We start from the raw sequence: 14,843 nt of genomic DNA on the forward strand, positions 1-14,843 counted from the left end.
CGTTCCACTTGCGGAGGTCATTACCCTGGTCGGGACTCCCACTCCCGTGGTTCACATTTTGACAGCGATAGGGCCTACATTGAGCAGCAACTATCCCCCGCACGAAGGGCAACAGCCCGACCCCAACGTCACACCCTGGAGCGGGCCGCCAGCTCCGCAGCAGGGCGGGTACCCCTCCTACGAGCAGCCCCCGGCTCCGCAGTACGGTGCCCCGGCGCCGCAGTACGGTGCCCCGATGCCCCCGCCGCAGTACGGCGTTCCTGTTCCGCCGCCGAAGAAGTCGAACAAGGGCCTGGTCATCGGCCTGGTCGCCGGCGCGGTGGTCCTGATCCTCGCGGTCTGCGGCGCCGGGATCGGGCTCCTGGTCGCCTACGGCGGCGACGACGAGCCCACGACCGTCGCATCTGCCAGCCCCACCTCGGGCACCGATGGCGGCAGCTCGCCGGACCCGGCGGCCACCCCCACGCCCGGCCAGTCGGCTCCGCCGAACGACAACAACTCGATGACGGCCCGGTTCTCCAGCGACCTGTCGAACGTCTGCGAGGGCAGCCAGATCCTCAACGCGGCCCCCTACAACGGCCCGTCCGGCGCCAAGGCGTACACGTTCTCGAACAACCCGGACCGGCCGACGTTCTGGTCGTCGAAGTTCGTCGGCTCGACGAAGCCGTACTACGCCAAGAGCAGTGAGTACGAGAGCGTGTCGGTGGTCGGCTGCCTGAAGTTCGAGGAAGGCAGCCAGGGCACGCCGAAGAAGTGCCAGTACAAGGACAGCTCGCAGAAGCAGGTCACCGTCGACTATGTCTCGTCGCGCTACACCCTGACCTTCTACGCGGCCAAGACCGCTGAGAAGATCGGCGACGGCGGCACCGTGACCGCCCCGGCGAGCCGGTGCCCGAGCGTCATCTCCTACGACAAGTCCACGATGAGGGCGTACGCGGCCCCGGACTCCGGAACGATCGAAGCCGCCCTGGACAAGTTCCTGTCCTGAGCGGCTCCTGCGGGCGGCCGGGAAATACGGGGAAACCGGCCGCCCCGGCCGTCATGTCGGCCGGCGGTAACGAGTGGGACATCAAAACGAACGGGCGGTGACGCTGTCGATGCCGGCATCGACGTCGTCACCGCCTGTCGCTTCGGGTCACTGACGGGTGTCCATCGAGGTCTGCAGTGCGCGGCGAGCCTGCTCGCGGGCGTCGTCGGTGGTCTCCGGCTTGGGCTTGTTCGGCATGGTGGCGCTCCTTCCAGGGTGCGAGCCGCCGGCACGCGGCGACCCTCACGGGCGGTCGTACTGAACGCCCCACGGCAGTCCGGGGTTACCGGAACAGCCGGCTGGGCCGCGTGAGCCCGGGTCGGTCTGACCCTGGAGGAGAGCAGCGCGAGGTGTGGCGCCACCACCCACGACCTGCGCCGCAGCGCGCCGCAGGCCGTCTCCCAAGTTATCGTTCAGGTCGACCAACTGCTTAGGGTTCCCGCCATCTGGACGGCGCACGACCCGACTCAGCGGGCCAGGAAATGCCACCCCAGCCACCACCAGAAACCGAACAGACCGATCCGGCCCACCGGCACCGGACCCACCTCGTAGCGCATCACGTACGCGCAGACCTCACCCATCGTGGGGATCCGGGAGCCCTCCCGGCGTGCCAGCCACTCGACCACGCCGAAGAGCACGAGCGCCACGAGGAAACCGCCGATAGCCAACGCCCGCATCATCGCCGCACCAGCCCCCAGAACGCGGCCAGCCAGGCAAACCAGGCAGCCGAGCGGGTCAAGTGGTCTTCCAGCAGCGGATCGGCCAGCCGCGAGAAGGTGGGAAAGTCATCGCCGACGGCCAGCACGAAGGTGGCACCCTCGAAGACGCCGAAGATCACCGCCGGCACCGCCCACCACGCCGCCCCCGCACCCAGCCGACGCGGCGCCGGCCGCCGTGGCACGCGGTTGCTCAGACCGAGCCAGATCAGCACCCCGCCGGTGCCGAGCGTGTAAAGATTGGCCTCGGTCGAGAACGACGGGAACCGGCCACCGACGAGTGACAGGCAGACAAGAACCGGGACGGAGACGGCGGGCCGGTCCCAGACTCGGGTGGCCTCCATCGTGAGGTCGTGCGGCTGCTCCATCCCGCAATTCTTCCCGGTCAACCTGAGTGCCGGAAGACCGACACCCCCCGGAGCTGACCCTGATCTTCGAGGTCAGCCGGCCGTATCGATGAGCGCCGCGCCAAGCTCGGCCCGGATCGCCGCGACCACCTGCTCGACGGTGCCCCGACCGGTGAACCCCGCCGCGAGCCGGTGCCCACCCCCGCCCAGCACCACAGCCACCCGACTGACGTCGACAGCGCCCTTGCTGCGCATCGACACGGCCCAGGTGTCGGGGGTGGTCTGCTTCAACACGCAGCTCACATCGGCCTCGGCGGTGCAGCGCACCGAGTCGATGAGCGCCTCCAGCACGTACGGCCGCTGGTCGTGACGGGCCAGGTCGTCGAGGGTGGCGAAGGTCCACACCAGACCTCGCCCGTCGGCGGCGGCCGGCTCCAGCCGGGCCCTGCCGAGCACCTCACCGAAGAGCCGCACAGCGCCGAAGGGCCGGGTGTCGAAGACCTGGCGGGAGATGTCACCGGGCGAGATGCCGGTGGCCAGCAACCGGGCGGCCAACTGGTGCACCGCCGGGGTGGTCGCCTCGAACCGGAACGAGCCGGTGTCCGTGGTGAGCGCCACGTACAGGCACTCCGCGACGGCCCGTTCCAGCGGTACGCCCAGCCGGGTCAGCAACTGCTCGGCCACCACAGACGTCGCCGCGGCGCTCGCGTCGATCAGATTGACCGTCCCGAAGCCGGGGTTGGAGGCGTGGTGGTCGAGCACCAGCGACGCGCCCGCCGCCGACAATCGCCCGGCCAGCTCGCCGAGGCGCGACTCGCTCGCCGCGTCGAAGCAGATCACCAGATCGGGGTCCGGGTCCGCCGCGCTCGCCGGGACCAGCAGGTCCAGGCCGGGCAGACCCCGGAATGGCTCAGGGACCTCCGGCGGCCCGGGAAAGGTCGCCTGCAACCGGTGTACGCCGAGCTGGCGCAGACCCAGACCGAAGCCGAGCATGCTGCCCAGCGCGTCGCCGTCCGGGTTGACGTGACAGATCAGCAGCACCCGACCGGTCGCCGGGAGGTCGCGGATCAGCGCCTCGGCGGCGGCCCAGTCCGCCTCGGCGGGGCCGGTGCCGGTCACTGCGGCGAGCTGGGTGCCGGCGGCGCCGGTCACCGCGCTTCCCCACCCCGGGGGGTGTCCGTGGCCTCGTCGGCCTCGTCCGCGTCGTCCTCGTCCTCGTCGACCCGGTACGGCTGCGGCTCACCCGCGTACTTGGCCTGGGCGGCCAGCCGCTGCACCTCGGCGTCGGCGTTGCGGGCGGCAGCGAGCAGGTCGTCGATGTGCTTGACCTGGTCCTGTACGTCGTCGAGGACGAACGTCAGCGTCGGCGAGTGCCGCAGCCCGAGTGCCTTGCCGACGGTGCTGCGCAACATCCCCTTGGCGCTCTCCAGCGCCGCCGCGGTGTCCGCCTGTGCCACCGCGTCACCGAGCACCGTGTAGAACACCGTCGCATCCCGCAGATCCGCTGTGATCCGGGCGTCGGTGATGGTGATCATGCCGAGCCGCGGGTCCTTGATCTGGCTCCGCACCACCGACGCGACCAGCTCACGCACCCGCTCGGCGTGCCGGCGTACCTTGGCCGGATCAGACATCTCGCCACCTCCACGGCGTCCTGCTCCCGATCGACCGGCGACCGTGGTCGCCGGCCGACCGGCCAACATCTCGAACACTACCTTCGCGGCCCGCACCGGTCGCCCGGCACCGCCGGCACTCCTGTTCACGCCCGGCGCCGCCGGCAATTCTGGTCACGCAGGACGCGGCCGACGCTCGTTCACGCCCGGTGCCGGTACGCCCTCAGTCGTCGTCGAGGCCGTACAGCCCGCGTCGCACCGACAGCAACTCGACCTCGGGGCGAGCGGCAACCAGATGCTCGCAGGAGTCGAGCACCTCGCGGACGTGTACCGCCTCGGCGGCCACCACGGCCACCGCTATCTCCGCTCGACCGTGCAGGTCGAGCGCACCAACCTCGGCGGCCGAAACCTCGAAGCGGCGCAGGGCCGCCACGATCGGCCGTACATATGATCTCTTGGCTTTGAGCGACCGGGAGTCGCCCGGCAGCAGCAGGTCGAAGACCGCGGTTCCGGTAAACATCGCCCCGGACGATACCGGCAACCCACCCCGCATGATCAAGGGGTTTACGCCGGTCGGCGTAAACCCCTTGATCAGCGTGTCACTGCCGGATCAGGCGCGAGCCTTCTCCCGCATCTCGAAGGTCTCGATGACGTCGCCGACCTGGACGTTGTTGTAACCACCCAGGGTCAGACCACACTCGAAGCCCTCGCGGACCTCGGTGGCGTCGTCCTTGAACCGCTTGAGCGAGGTGATCGTGAGGTTGTCCGCCACGACCGCCCCGTCCCGAAGCAGCCGAGCCTTCGCGTTGCGTCGGATGATGCCCGACCGGACGATACAACCGGAGATGTTGCCGATCTTGGACGAGCGGAAGACGTCGCGGATCTCCGCGCTGCCCAGCTCGACCTCCTCGTACTCCGGCTTGAGCAGGCCCTTGAGCGCTGCCTCGATCTCCTCGATGGCCTGGTAGATGACGGTGTAGTACCGGATCTCCACACCCTCGCGGTCGGCCATCTCACGGACCTTGTTGGAGGCCCGCACGTTGAAGCCGATGATCGTGACCGGCTCGGACGAGGCACTCGCGAGCATGACGTTGCTCTCGGTGATCGCGCCCACGCCCCGGTCGAGGACCTTGAGCTGGACCTCCTCGGGGATGTCCAGGTTGAACAGCGCGTCCTCCAGGGCCTCCACCGAACCGGAGACATCGCCCTTGAGGATGAGGTTGAGCGAGGTCTTCTCGCCCTCCTTGAGCTGCTCCATGAGCGTCTCGAGGGTGGCCCGACCACGGGAGTTGGCGAAGGACGCCGCCCGCCGCCGTGCCTGCCGCTGCTCGGCGATCTGACGCACCGTGCGGTCGTCCGCCGCGGCGAGGAACGTGTCACCCGCGCCGGGCGGCGCGGTCAGACCCAGCACCATGACCGGACGCGCCGGCCCAGCCTCGGTGAGCTGGTTGCCGTTCTCGTCGAGCATGGCCCGGACCCGGCCGTGCGCCCCACCGGCGACGATCGAGTCGCCTGCCCGCAGGGTGCCCTTCTGCACCAGCACCGTCGCCACCGCACCGCGGCCCTTGTCCAGGTGCGCCTCGATGGCCACACCCTGCGCCGGCCCGTCGATCGGAGCGGTCAGCTCCAGCGACGCGTCGGCGGTCAGCAGGACGGCCTCGAGCAGCTCCTCGATGCCGATGCCCGGCTTGGCTGCCACGTTGACGAACATGGTCTCGCCGCCGTACTCCTCGGCGACCAGGCCGTACTCGGTCAGCTGCTGGCGAACCTTGTCCGGGTTGGCCTCCGGCTTGTCGACCTTGTTGACCGCGACCACGATCGGCACGTCGGCCGCCTTGGCGTGGTTCAACGCCTCGATGGTCTGCGGCATCACACCGTCGTCGGCCGCGACGACCAGGATCACGATGTCCGTGACCTGGGCGCCACGAGCACGCATGGCGGTGAAAGCCTCGTGACCCGGGGTGTCGATGAAGGTGACCGCCCGGTCCTCGCCCTCGTGCGGGACGTGGACCTGGTAGGCACCGATGTGCTGGGTGATGCCACCCGCCTCACCGGCCACGACGTTCGCCTTACGGATGGCGTCGAGCAGCTTGGTCTTACCGTGGTCGACGTGACCCATGACGGTCACCACCGGCGCACGGCTGACCAGGCGCTCCTCGGCCACCTCCGCGTCGAGGTCGATGTTGAACTGCGCGAGCAGCTCGCGGTCCTCGTCCTCCGGGCTGACGATCTGGATGTCGAAGCCCAGGTGCTCACCCAGCAGGTGCAGGGTGTCGTCAGAACAGGACTGGGTCGCGGTCACCATCTCGCCCAGGTTGAACATCTCCTGGACCAGCGAACCCGGGTTGGCGTTGATCTTGTCCGCGAAGTCGGACAGCGAGGCGCCACGGGAGAGCCGGACGACCTGACCCTGACCCCGGGGAGCACCCGAGCTCATGGTCGGAGCCGACAGGTTGTCGAACTCCTGTCTGCGCTGCTTCTTGGACTTGCGACCGCGCGTCGGCCGACCACCCGGACGCCCGAAAGCACCCGCGGCGCCGCCGCCACGGCCGCGACCGCCCGCACCCGGACGACCGCCGCCACCGGCCGGACCACCCGGACGGAAACCGCCGCCGGGAGCACCCGCACCGCCGCCGGGACCGCCACGGTAGCCACCGCCACCGCCGGCACCCGCGCCGCCACCAGGGCCGCCGCGGTAACCGCCGCCACCGCCACCGGCGCCACCGCCGGGACCGCCACGGAAACCGCCGCCACCGCCACCGGGACGACCTGCGCCGCCACCGGGACGACCGGCGCCACCGGGACCGGGGCGACCGGCAGCCGGACGCTGGCTCGGCATGGACGCCGGGCTGGGCCGCGGCGGCATGGAGTTCGGGCTCGGCCGCGGCGGCATGCCCGCCGGGGTGTTGGGCCGAGGGCCACCCGCACCGGCGGCCGGGGGCCGCTGCTGCTGGCCACCCTGGATGCCGAACGGGTTGTTACCGGCACCGCGCGCCGGCGGACGACCGCCCGGCCGGGCACCCGGACCGGGAGCCGGCGTGCTCGGACGAGCTGCCGGCGAACCGGGACGGGGCGGCATAGCCGCGGGACCCGGCCGAGGACCGGGCCGGTTACCGCCGTCTGCCGGAGGCTCCCGGCGAACGGGGTTGTCCCGCTGCTGCTGGCGGGCGGCCTGCGCGGCCTTGACCGCGGCCTCCTGCTCAGCCTTCAGCGCGGCGGCACGCGCCTCCGCGGCCGCCACCTCGATGTCGTGGGCACTCGCCGGCTTGGCGACCGGGGTCACCGTCTGCGGTGCACCGGGAACCGGCCCCTTGGGCTTCGGACCGGGTGCCGGCGCGGCCGGCCGCCGAGGCGGCATCGGCTTGGCCGAGACCCGGGGCGCGCCCGGGGTCGGGGACGGCGTGGGACTCGGGGTCGAAGCCGGCGCCGACGCGGGCGCCGACGGGGCGGCCGGCGCCGGAGCACCGGTCGACGCGACGAATGCGTTACGCAGTCGTCGGGCGACGGGCGCCTCGACGGTGCTCGACGCGGACTTCACGAACTCGCCCATTTCCTTCAGCTTGGCGAGAACGGTCTTACTCTCGACCCCGAGCTCTTTTGCAAGCTCGTGTACGCGGGCCTTGCCTGCCACTGCACTCCTCACTCCGAGGTCGTGCGGGCAGCACCCGCAGCGACCTCACTCGTGCACTTGAAGCCTGGTCATTTCAGGGACTTCATCGTGTGCTCATGTCGGTCGTCCTACCCTGCTAGCGACCCTCGCCCGGTCGGGCTGACCGGACGTAGTGGTTGGCGCATCGACGTGCTCTGCCAGCACACCGTGGTCGAGGACCTCGGTGACGCGCAGCGCTCGCCCGAAGGCGCGGCGCCGCACCGCCAGCGCGAAGCAGGCCGGATCCGGGTGCATGTTCGCTCCCCGACCCGGCAGCCTGCGGAACGGATCAGGCCGGAGGCTGTGACCAGCCTCGTCCCCGATCGCGACGACCCGCAGCAATTCGCTGGCCGGCGCACGCTTCCGGCAACCCACACAGGTGCGCTCCGGCTGCGCGCGTCGTACCACTGGAGGAAGTCTACCCCTAGCTGCCCGAGATCGCGCCGCCCGGCTCCGGTACCTGATCAGCTCCGCCCCGCGCGGCAGGCGCGACCTGCTCCGCGTCGGAGCGGATGTCGATGCGCCAACCGGTCAAACGGGCAGCGAGGCGGGCGTTCTGCCCCTCCCGGCCGATGGCGAGGGAGAGCTGGAAATCCGGGACGGTCACCCGGGCGGCCCGGCCGGCCAGGTCCACCACCTCGACCCGCAGCGCCTTGGCCGGCGACAACGCGTTGCCGACGAAAGTGGCCGGGTCGTCCGACCAGTCAATAATGTCGATCTTCTCGCCGTGCAGCTCACTCATCACGGCCCGGACGCGCTGACCCATCGGGCCGATGCAGGCGCCCTTGGGGTTCACCCCGGCGGTGGTCGAGCGTACGGCGATCTTCGTACGGTGACCTGCCTCACGCGCGATCGCGCCGATCTCCACAATCCCGTCGGCGATCTCGGGAACCTCCAGCGCGAACAACTTCTTGACAAGCGCCGGATGCGACCGGGACAGGGTGATCTGCGGCCCGCGCATGCCCTTGGCCACGTGCACCACCACGCAGCGGATCCGCTCGCCGTGGGTGTACCGCTCGCCGGGCACCTGCTCGGACTGCGGCAGCACGCCCTCCAGCTTGCCCAGGTCGACGCTGACGATGCCCTTCTCGATCCGCGTCTCGTGGGCCTGCACCACGCCGGTGACGAGGTCACCCTCGCGGCCCACGTACTCGCCGAAGTGCACCTCGTCGGTGGCCTCCCGCAGCCGCTGGAGGATCACCTGCTTCGCCGTCATGGCGGCGATCCGGCCGAAGTCGTGCGGGGTGTCGTCCCACTCCCGCACCAGACTGCCGTCGGAGTCCATCTCCTGCGCGTACACCAGGGCAGCGCCGGACTTGCGGTCGATCTCCACCCGGGCGTGCGGCTCGGCGCCGTCGGTGTGCCGGTAGGCGGTCAGCAACGCGGTCTCGATCGCCGCGAGAATCGTGTCGAACGGGATCTCCCGCTCGCGCTCGAGTGCGCGTAGCGCCGCGAGGTCGATGTTCACCTCTCCTCGTCCTCCACATCATCTTCGTCGTCGATGTCGTCTGAATCGTCGATGTCGTCTGCGTCGTCGAACTCGTCGTCGACGTCGGTGTCGTCGGGCTCACCCAACTCGGCCAGGCGGGTGAACTCGACCTGCACCCGGCCCGGCCCCAGCTCGGCGTACGTCAAGGAGTCGCGACCGGAGTCGGTCTCCAGCTGCACGGTCTCGTCGTCGGCCCCGACCACCCGGCCGGTCAGCTGGCGACCCGCGGAGGGCTCGGCGCGCTGGCCGGGCAACGCGACCGCGCCCCGGACGGTGACCTTGACGAGCCGGCCCACGTTGCGCCGCCAGTGCCGGGGCAGGGTGAGCGGCCGGTCCACGCCCGGAGAGCTGACCTCGAGCTGGTATTCCCCGGCGAGGATGTCGCCGCCGGACTCCTCGGCCGCGTCCAGTGCGGCCGAGACCGCGCGGGAGACGTCGGCGACGGCGTCCAGGTCGATCCCGCCGTCGGCGTCCACGATCACCCGCACGACGTGCCGGCGTCCGGCCCGGGAGACCGACAGGTCCTCCAGGTCGTAGCCCGCGTCGTTGACCACCGGCTCGATCACGGTCCGCAACTGGGTGCGTCGCGCCGCGAGATCACCGCCGCCGCGGGGGCCGGCCCCGCCGCGCGGCGCACGGGGAGCATCGTCACGAGGCCCGCTGTCGCGGGAACCGCTGTCGCGGGGTCGACCCGTCGACCTTGTGGCACGGCCACGCTGTGTCATCTCCGCACCCTTTCACTGGTCGATCGGGACGCTCGTCCCGCCATGCCGGCACGCCACCGGAGCGGACGCGCCGGCGGCTGCGCAGAGCGTAACGCGCCCGCCGGCCGCCGGACCGGGCGGCGCACCGACGCCGGTGGCCCTCGGAGCGGCACGGATGGTGTTGACTTGCCCGGTGGGGATCGGCAGAACGACACAGCGCAACCATTCATCCGGACATTCCCGGCGAAAGGTCTTGCGCGTTGGAGCGCTGTTGGCGCTCGGCGGCGGCGTGGCCCCGCTGACCGGCTGTGATCTTTTCGATCGGGACGACAAGCCGGCACCGCCGCCGGACCCGCTGCGGCCGATGGTCGACGAGTCGTTGGGGCTGGCCGCGGCGTACCGAGAGAGCGCTGTGGCCCACCCGAGCCTGGCCGGACGCCTCGACCCCATCGCCGCGACGCACACCGCGCACGCCACCGAACTCGCCCGGGTCATCGGCGTGCCCCTCCCCTCGGCGCCCGTCACCGCGCCGAGCAGTTCCCCGGCCGCCGAGCCGGCCGGCGCGCTGGCCGCCCTGCGCGCGCTGGAGAAGACCGCCCAGCAGTCCGCGACAGCCGCCTGCGCGTCCGCACCCGCGGACCGTGCGGCTCTGCTCGGCTCCATCGCCGCCGCGCGGGCCACCCACCAGGAGGCACTGAAGTGAGGCAGCCGACCGCCGGGGAGGCGCTGGCCGCCGCCCTCTCCGCCGAGTACGCGGCCATCTACGCCTACGGACGCATCGGCGTCCGGCTCACCGGGGCGGCGCGCGACGCCGCACGGCAGGCCGAGGCATCGCACCGGCGCCGACGCGACGCGCTGGTGGTGCAGCTCAGCACCACCGGCGGCACCGTGCCACCGGATCGGGCCGGGTACGCGCTGCCGTTCGCCGTCACCGACCGGGCCAGCGCGTTGCGGCTGGCCGTCGAGGTGGAGGAGCGGACCGCGGCGCACTGGCGGGCCGCGTTGGCGTCCACCACCGGCGCCGACCGCGACCAGGCGCTGGCCGCCCTCGTCGAGTACGCCGTACGCGCCACCAGGTGGCGCAAGACCGCCGGCGTCGCCCCGCTGACTGTCGCATTTCCCGGTCGCCCGAGCTGAACTGATCCCGCTCCGGTTGCGGTGCGCATACCAGGTATGCATACTCCGTTGCCATGTCCATCCGTCACGGGCTGCTCGCCCTCCTCGAACGCGGCCAGATGTACGGCTACCAGCTGCGCGCCGCATTCGAGGAGTCGACCGGGTCGACGTGGCCGCTGAACATCGGGCAGGTCTACACCACGCTGTCCCGGCTGGAACGCGACGGACTGGTGCGTCCTCTGCCGGAGAGCGAGGCGGGGCAGCGCCCGTACGAGATCACCGATGCCGGCCGGACGGACCTGGCGCTGTGGTTCGCCACCCCGATCAGCCGTAACGACCGCCCTCGCGACGAGTTGGCGATCAAGCTGGCGTTGGCGCTCACCACTCCAGGGGTGGACGTCCGCTCGGTGGTGCAGGCCCAGCGCAGCGCCACGATGCGGGCCCTTCAGGAGTTGACCAGGTTGAAGTACGCCAGCGACCGTCCCGAGGACCTGCCCTGGCGGCTGGTGCTGGACTCGATGGTGTTCCAGGCCGAGGCGGAGGTGCGCTGGTTGGACCACTGCGAGAGCAGCCTCGTCCGGCACCGGCCCAGCGGCCCGCCTCCCCCGCTGCCCGGCCCGGGCGCCGACGGGGCACCGGACGCGGCACGATGGGCCGACGAGGGGGCGCGCCGGTGAGCGACCCGGACGACGCGGTGCTGGAGCTGCGCGCCGTCCACCGCACCCACGGGACCGGCCCGGCGGCGGTGCACGCCCTGCGCGGGGTCAGCCTGGTCGTCCGGCCGGGTGAGCTGGTCGCCGTGATGGGTCCGTCCGGCTCCGGCAAGTCGACGCTGCTGGCCCTCGCCGGCGGCCTGGACCGCCCGACCCAAGGCGACGTACGGGTCGAGGGGCAGCGGCTCGGGGCGTTGGACCCACGCGGGCTGGCCCAGCTGCGCCGCCGCCGCATCGGCTACATCTTCCAGCAGCTCAACCTGCTGGGCAGCCTGAGCGCGCTGGAGAACGTCGCGCTTCCGCTGGAACTCGACGGTGTGGGCGGGCGCAAGGCCCGTACCGCCGCGCTGGCCGCGCTCGCCGAGGTGGGGCTGCCGGCCCTGGCCGACCGTTTCCCCGACCAGCTCTCCGGCGGCCAGCAGCAGCGGGTGGCCATCGCCCGCGCGCTGGTGGGCGAACGGCGGCTGGTGCTCGCCGACGAACCGACGGGGGCGCTGGACTCGCAGACCGGTGAGGCGGTGCTGCACCTGCTGCGCCGCCGGGTCGACGCGGGCGCCGCCGGCATCCTCGTCACCCACGAGGCGCGGCACGCCGGCTGGGCCGACCGGGTGGTGTTCCTGCGCGACGGGGTGCTCGTCGACACGACTGCCCCGCTGGGCAGCGTCGAGCAACTGCTGTCCGGCAGCGACCGTTGACCCTCCGCCGGACGACGCGGACAGCCGGCCCGGTCACCGACGCTCCGGCCGCCCAGCCGGTGCCACCGCGCGTACCACAGGGGCGGCGGCGCTTCGCCGAGCTGGCCGGCTCCTGGCGGGCGGCACTGCGGATCGCCCGGCGGGAGTCGCGGCGGGCGCGCCGACGTACCGCCCTGGTGCTCGCCATGATCGCCCTGCCGGTGCTGGTTCTGGCCTTTCTCGCGGCGAGCTACGACATGGCCGAGCTGACCGCGCAGGAAAAGATCGACAGGCGCCTCGGAGTCGCCGACGCGGAACTGCGGTGGTTCGCCGACACCCCGATCGATCAGGACGAGTGGGGTGAGAGCTGGTATCCCCGCAACGGCGACACGGAGGCGTCCAGCCATCCGGCCACCGCCGCCGAGGTGAGCGCGTTGCTCGGCCCGGGCAGCCGGTTCACCGAGCTACGCGGCCGGATGCCGCTGACAGTGCAGAGCCCCGAGGGGGACGAGACCTTCCAGGCCCGGGTGCTCGACCTCACCGACCCGCTGGCCCGGGGGCTGGTGCGGTTCCGGTCGGGAAGGGCGCCCCGGGAGCCCGCCGAGGTGGCGGTGAGCCCGGCCGCGCTGCGCCGCCTCGACGTACGCCTGGGCGCGGTGCTGGCCACCGCCGACGGGATGAGGGCGTACACGGTGGTGGGGGTGGTCGAGTTCCCAGACGACCTCGGCCCGATCGTGGCGCTGCACCCGTCGGCCGTACCTCGGAACGAGCCCTTTCTCGACAGCAGTTGGCTTGTGGATGTGCCCGGCGGTGTCGACGCGGCGATGGTGGCCCGACTCAACGACAACGGCGTGGTGGTGGCGACACGCGACCACCACGGCACGGGCGGGTGGACCCGCACGTGGCTCGGGTCCGTCGGACCAGCCGATTCCAACGACCTGAGCACCGGGGTCCTGATCGCCGGCCTCGGGTTGCTGGAGGTGGTGCTGCTGGTCGGGCCGGCGTTCGCGGTGGGTGTCCGCCGACGACGCCGGGACCTGGCGCTGGTCGCGGTGGCCGGTGGAGACTCCGCCCAACTGCGTCGGGTCGTGCTCGCCGACGGTGTGGTGCTGGGCGTGCTGGGCGCCGCCGTCGGGCTGCTCCTCGGAGTCGCCGCGGCGTTCGCCGGTCGTCCGCTGATGGAGCAGTACGTCTTCAGCGCCCGGTTCGGCGGGTACCGCTGCTGGCCGGCGGCGCTCCTGGTGCTCGCTGGGGTAGCGGTGCTGGCCGGGGTCCTCGCCGCGGTGGCGCCGGCCTGGACGGCCGCCCGCCAGGATGTCGCGGCCGGGCTCGCCGGTCGGCGTACCCCGCCGACGTCCCGGACCCGGTGGCTGGCCCTGGGGCTGGTGTTGGCCTTCGGCGGGGCGGCGCTCGCGGCGTACGGGGCCACCCGGACGTCGGCGGCGGTGATCCTCACCGGCCTGATCCTCGGCGAACTCGGTCTGGTGTGTTGCACGCCCACGCTTATCGGCGTGCTGGCGAGGCTCGGCCGGGTACTGCCGCTGGCCCCCCGGATCGCGCTGCGCGACGCCAGCCGTAACCGGGCCGCCGCCGCACCGGCGATCTGCGCGGTGATGGCCGCCGTGGCCAGCAGTGTGGCCCTCGGCGGGTACCTGGCCAGCGACCGCGTCCGGCAAGCGGACACCTACCAGCCGATGCTGCCGACGGGCCACCTGCTGGTCAACCCGGAGCACTCGACCCGGCGGCCCACGCTGGCCCAGGTTACCGCCGCGGCCCAGGAGACGCTGGGCACCGCCGCGGTCGCCCCGGTTCAGACGGTGGCCTGCGCCGAGGCGGGTCACGGCTACTGCGACGTCACCCCACTACTGCCGCCTGCGCAGGTCTGCCCCTGGCAGCCCGGTGATGTCCTGTCCGCGTCGCAGCGCCGGCAGGCACGGGCCGACCCGCGTTGCCAGTTCTCCGAAACGACGCGCTTCGGCCCCTGGGTGCAGTCCTGGGTGGACGACGGCACGGCCGTGCCGTTGCTGACCGGCGCCGACCCTGCGGCGACCGCCACCGCAGCCGAGGTGCTGCGCGCCGGTGGCGTGGTGGTGACCAACAGGCGCTACGTGCACGACGGCCGGGTGACAGTGCAGATGGTGCCGTCGGACGGCGGAACGCCGATCACCGCCGACTTCCCCGGGTACGCGCTGCCCGCGTTCGTGGGCGAGTCCCGCCTGCTGCTGTCCGAGCCCTCGGCCCGCAGCCTCGGTCTTCGCGTGTCCTCTGCCGGTTGGGTGGTCGGCACCGCGACGCCGCCGGCCAGTCAACAGCAGGAGCGGTTCACCGCTGCCCTGCGGCCCTTCGGGCCGGTGTCGTTGAGCGTCGAGTCCGGCGCCGCCCCCACCGACATCTCACCCCTGCTTCTCCTGCTCGCCGCGGCGGCCGGCCTGATCACGGTGGGCGCCGCCGGGATCGCGACAGCGCTCGCCGCCGCCGAGGGGCGTGCCGAGTTGTCCACCCTCGCGGCGGTCGGCGCGGCCCCGGCGGTACGCCGGCTGCTGGCGATCTGCCAGGCCGGGGTCATCGCGGGTCTCGGTTCGGTGCTCGGGATCGTGGCCGGGCTGGGCACCGCGGCGATCGTGCTGTTCTCGGTCAACCGCCAGTACGCGACGGACTGGCCGGCACCCGCCCCGTACCCGTACGTGGTGCCGTGGCCGGTGCTCGGCGTCCTCGTGCTGGTGCCCCTTGTGGCGATGCTCGGCGCGGGCCTGTTCACCCGTGCGCGGCTGCCGATCGAGCGACGGCTGGACTGACCC

At 72.2% G+C, this 14,843-nt stretch carries 15 protein-coding genes; 6 read left to right on the forward strand and 9 right to left on the reverse strand.

Features of this window, described 5'->3' with window-relative positions; translation table 11 throughout:
• The first annotated feature begins 235 nt into the window (after positions 1-235).
• Positions 236-988, forward strand: a complete 753-nt coding sequence (locus tag F4558_RS19595) for a hypothetical protein (RefSeq protein WP_231639888.1) — start codon at positions 236-238, stop codon at positions 986-988.
• Between the two features lie 506 nt (positions 989-1,494).
• On the opposite strand, the gene F4558_RS19600 is transcribed toward F4558_RS19595, so the two are convergent.
• The 9 genes from F4558_RS19600 to rimP form a co-directional block, all read right to left on the reverse strand.
• Positions 1,495-1,704, reverse strand: a complete 210-nt coding sequence (locus tag F4558_RS19600; protein WP_197281407.1) for a DUF6186 family protein — start codon at positions 1,702-1,704, stop codon at positions 1,495-1,497.
• Positions 1,704-2,111: a hypothetical protein gene (locus tag F4558_RS19605; RefSeq protein ID WP_053652513.1), complete on the reverse strand. Its 408-nt coding sequence runs from the start codon at positions 2,109-2,111 to the stop codon at positions 1,704-1,706. Before F4558_RS19605 ends, F4558_RS19600 begins: the two co-directional genes overlap by 1 nt.
• A 72-nt stretch (positions 2,112-2,183) precedes the next feature.
• Complete coding sequence (locus F4558_RS19610; protein ID WP_167945421.1) at positions 2,184-3,242, reverse strand: DHH family phosphoesterase; 1,059 nt, start codon at positions 3,240-3,242, stop codon at positions 2,184-2,186.
• On the reverse strand, positions 3,239-3,721 hold the full coding sequence (rbfA, locus tag F4558_RS19615; protein ID WP_167945423.1) for a 30S ribosome-binding factor RbfA: 483 nt from the start codon (positions 3,719-3,721) through the stop codon (positions 3,239-3,241). Before rbfA ends, F4558_RS19610 begins: the two co-directional genes overlap by 4 nt.
• Before the next feature lie 202 nt (positions 3,722-3,923).
• Positions 3,924-4,220, reverse strand: a complete 297-nt coding sequence (locus F4558_RS19620; protein ID WP_167945425.1) for a DUF503 domain-containing protein — start codon at positions 4,218-4,220, stop codon at positions 3,924-3,926.
• 90 nt (positions 4,221-4,310) lie between these two features.
• Positions 4,311-7,331 (reverse strand): translation initiation factor IF-2, encoded by a 3,021-nt coding sequence (gene infB / locus F4558_RS19625; RefSeq protein WP_082377180.1) that lies wholly within the window; start codon positions 7,329-7,331, stop codon positions 4,311-4,313.
• 93 nt (positions 7,332-7,424) lie between these two features.
• A complete protein-coding gene (locus F4558_RS19630; RefSeq protein WP_082377179.1) occupies positions 7,425-7,757 on the reverse strand; it encodes a YlxR family protein in 333 nt (110 codons plus the stop codon).
• Positions 7,758-7,773: 16 nt separating this feature from the next.
• The gene (gene nusA, locus F4558_RS19635; protein ID WP_167945427.1) at positions 7,774-8,817 is read right to left on the reverse strand and encodes a transcription termination factor NusA; all 1,044 of its coding nucleotides are present in this window, start codon (positions 8,815-8,817) and stop codon (positions 7,774-7,776) included.
• On the reverse strand, positions 8,814-9,563 hold the full coding sequence (gene rimP / locus F4558_RS19640) for a ribosome maturation factor RimP (RefSeq protein ID WP_053652507.1): 750 nt from the start codon (positions 9,561-9,563) through the stop codon (positions 8,814-8,816). Before rimP ends, nusA begins: the two co-directional genes overlap by 4 nt.
• Positions 9,564-9,717: 154 nt before the next feature.
• On the opposite strand from rimP, the gene F4558_RS19645 reads away from it, so the two are divergent.
• The 5 genes from F4558_RS19645 to F4558_RS19665 are packed head-to-tail and all read left to right on the forward strand — an operon-like array spanning position 9,718 to position 14,840.
• Positions 9,718-10,245, forward strand: coding sequence for a hypothetical protein (locus tag F4558_RS19645; protein WP_245241347.1), 528 nt, complete (start codon positions 9,718-9,720; stop codon positions 10,243-10,245).
• The gene (locus F4558_RS19650; protein WP_053652505.1) at positions 10,242-10,679 is read left to right on the forward strand and encodes a ferritin-like domain-containing protein; all 438 of its coding nucleotides are present in this window, start codon (positions 10,242-10,244) and stop codon (positions 10,677-10,679) included. Before F4558_RS19645 ends, F4558_RS19650 begins: the two co-directional genes overlap by 4 nt.
• Before the next feature lie 53 nt (positions 10,680-10,732).
• Positions 10,733-11,335, forward strand: coding sequence for a PadR family transcriptional regulator (locus F4558_RS19655; protein ID WP_167945429.1), 603 nt, complete (start codon positions 10,733-10,735; stop codon positions 11,333-11,335).
• On the forward strand, positions 11,308-12,066 hold the full coding sequence (locus F4558_RS19660; RefSeq protein ID WP_167945431.1) for an ABC transporter ATP-binding protein: 759 nt from the start codon (positions 11,308-11,310) through the stop codon (positions 12,064-12,066). Before F4558_RS19655 ends, F4558_RS19660 begins: the two co-directional genes overlap by 28 nt.
• A complete protein-coding gene (locus F4558_RS19665) occupies positions 12,063-14,840 on the forward strand; it encodes an FtsX-like permease family protein (RefSeq protein ID WP_245241348.1) in 2,778 nt (925 codons plus the stop codon). Before F4558_RS19660 ends, F4558_RS19665 begins: the two co-directional genes overlap by 4 nt.
• Positions 14,841-14,843: the final 3 nt, after the last annotated feature.

Source organism: Micromonospora profundi, from assembly GCF_011927785.1.
GTDB lineage: Bacteria > Actinomycetota > Actinomycetes > Mycobacteriales > Micromonosporaceae > Micromonospora > Micromonospora profundi.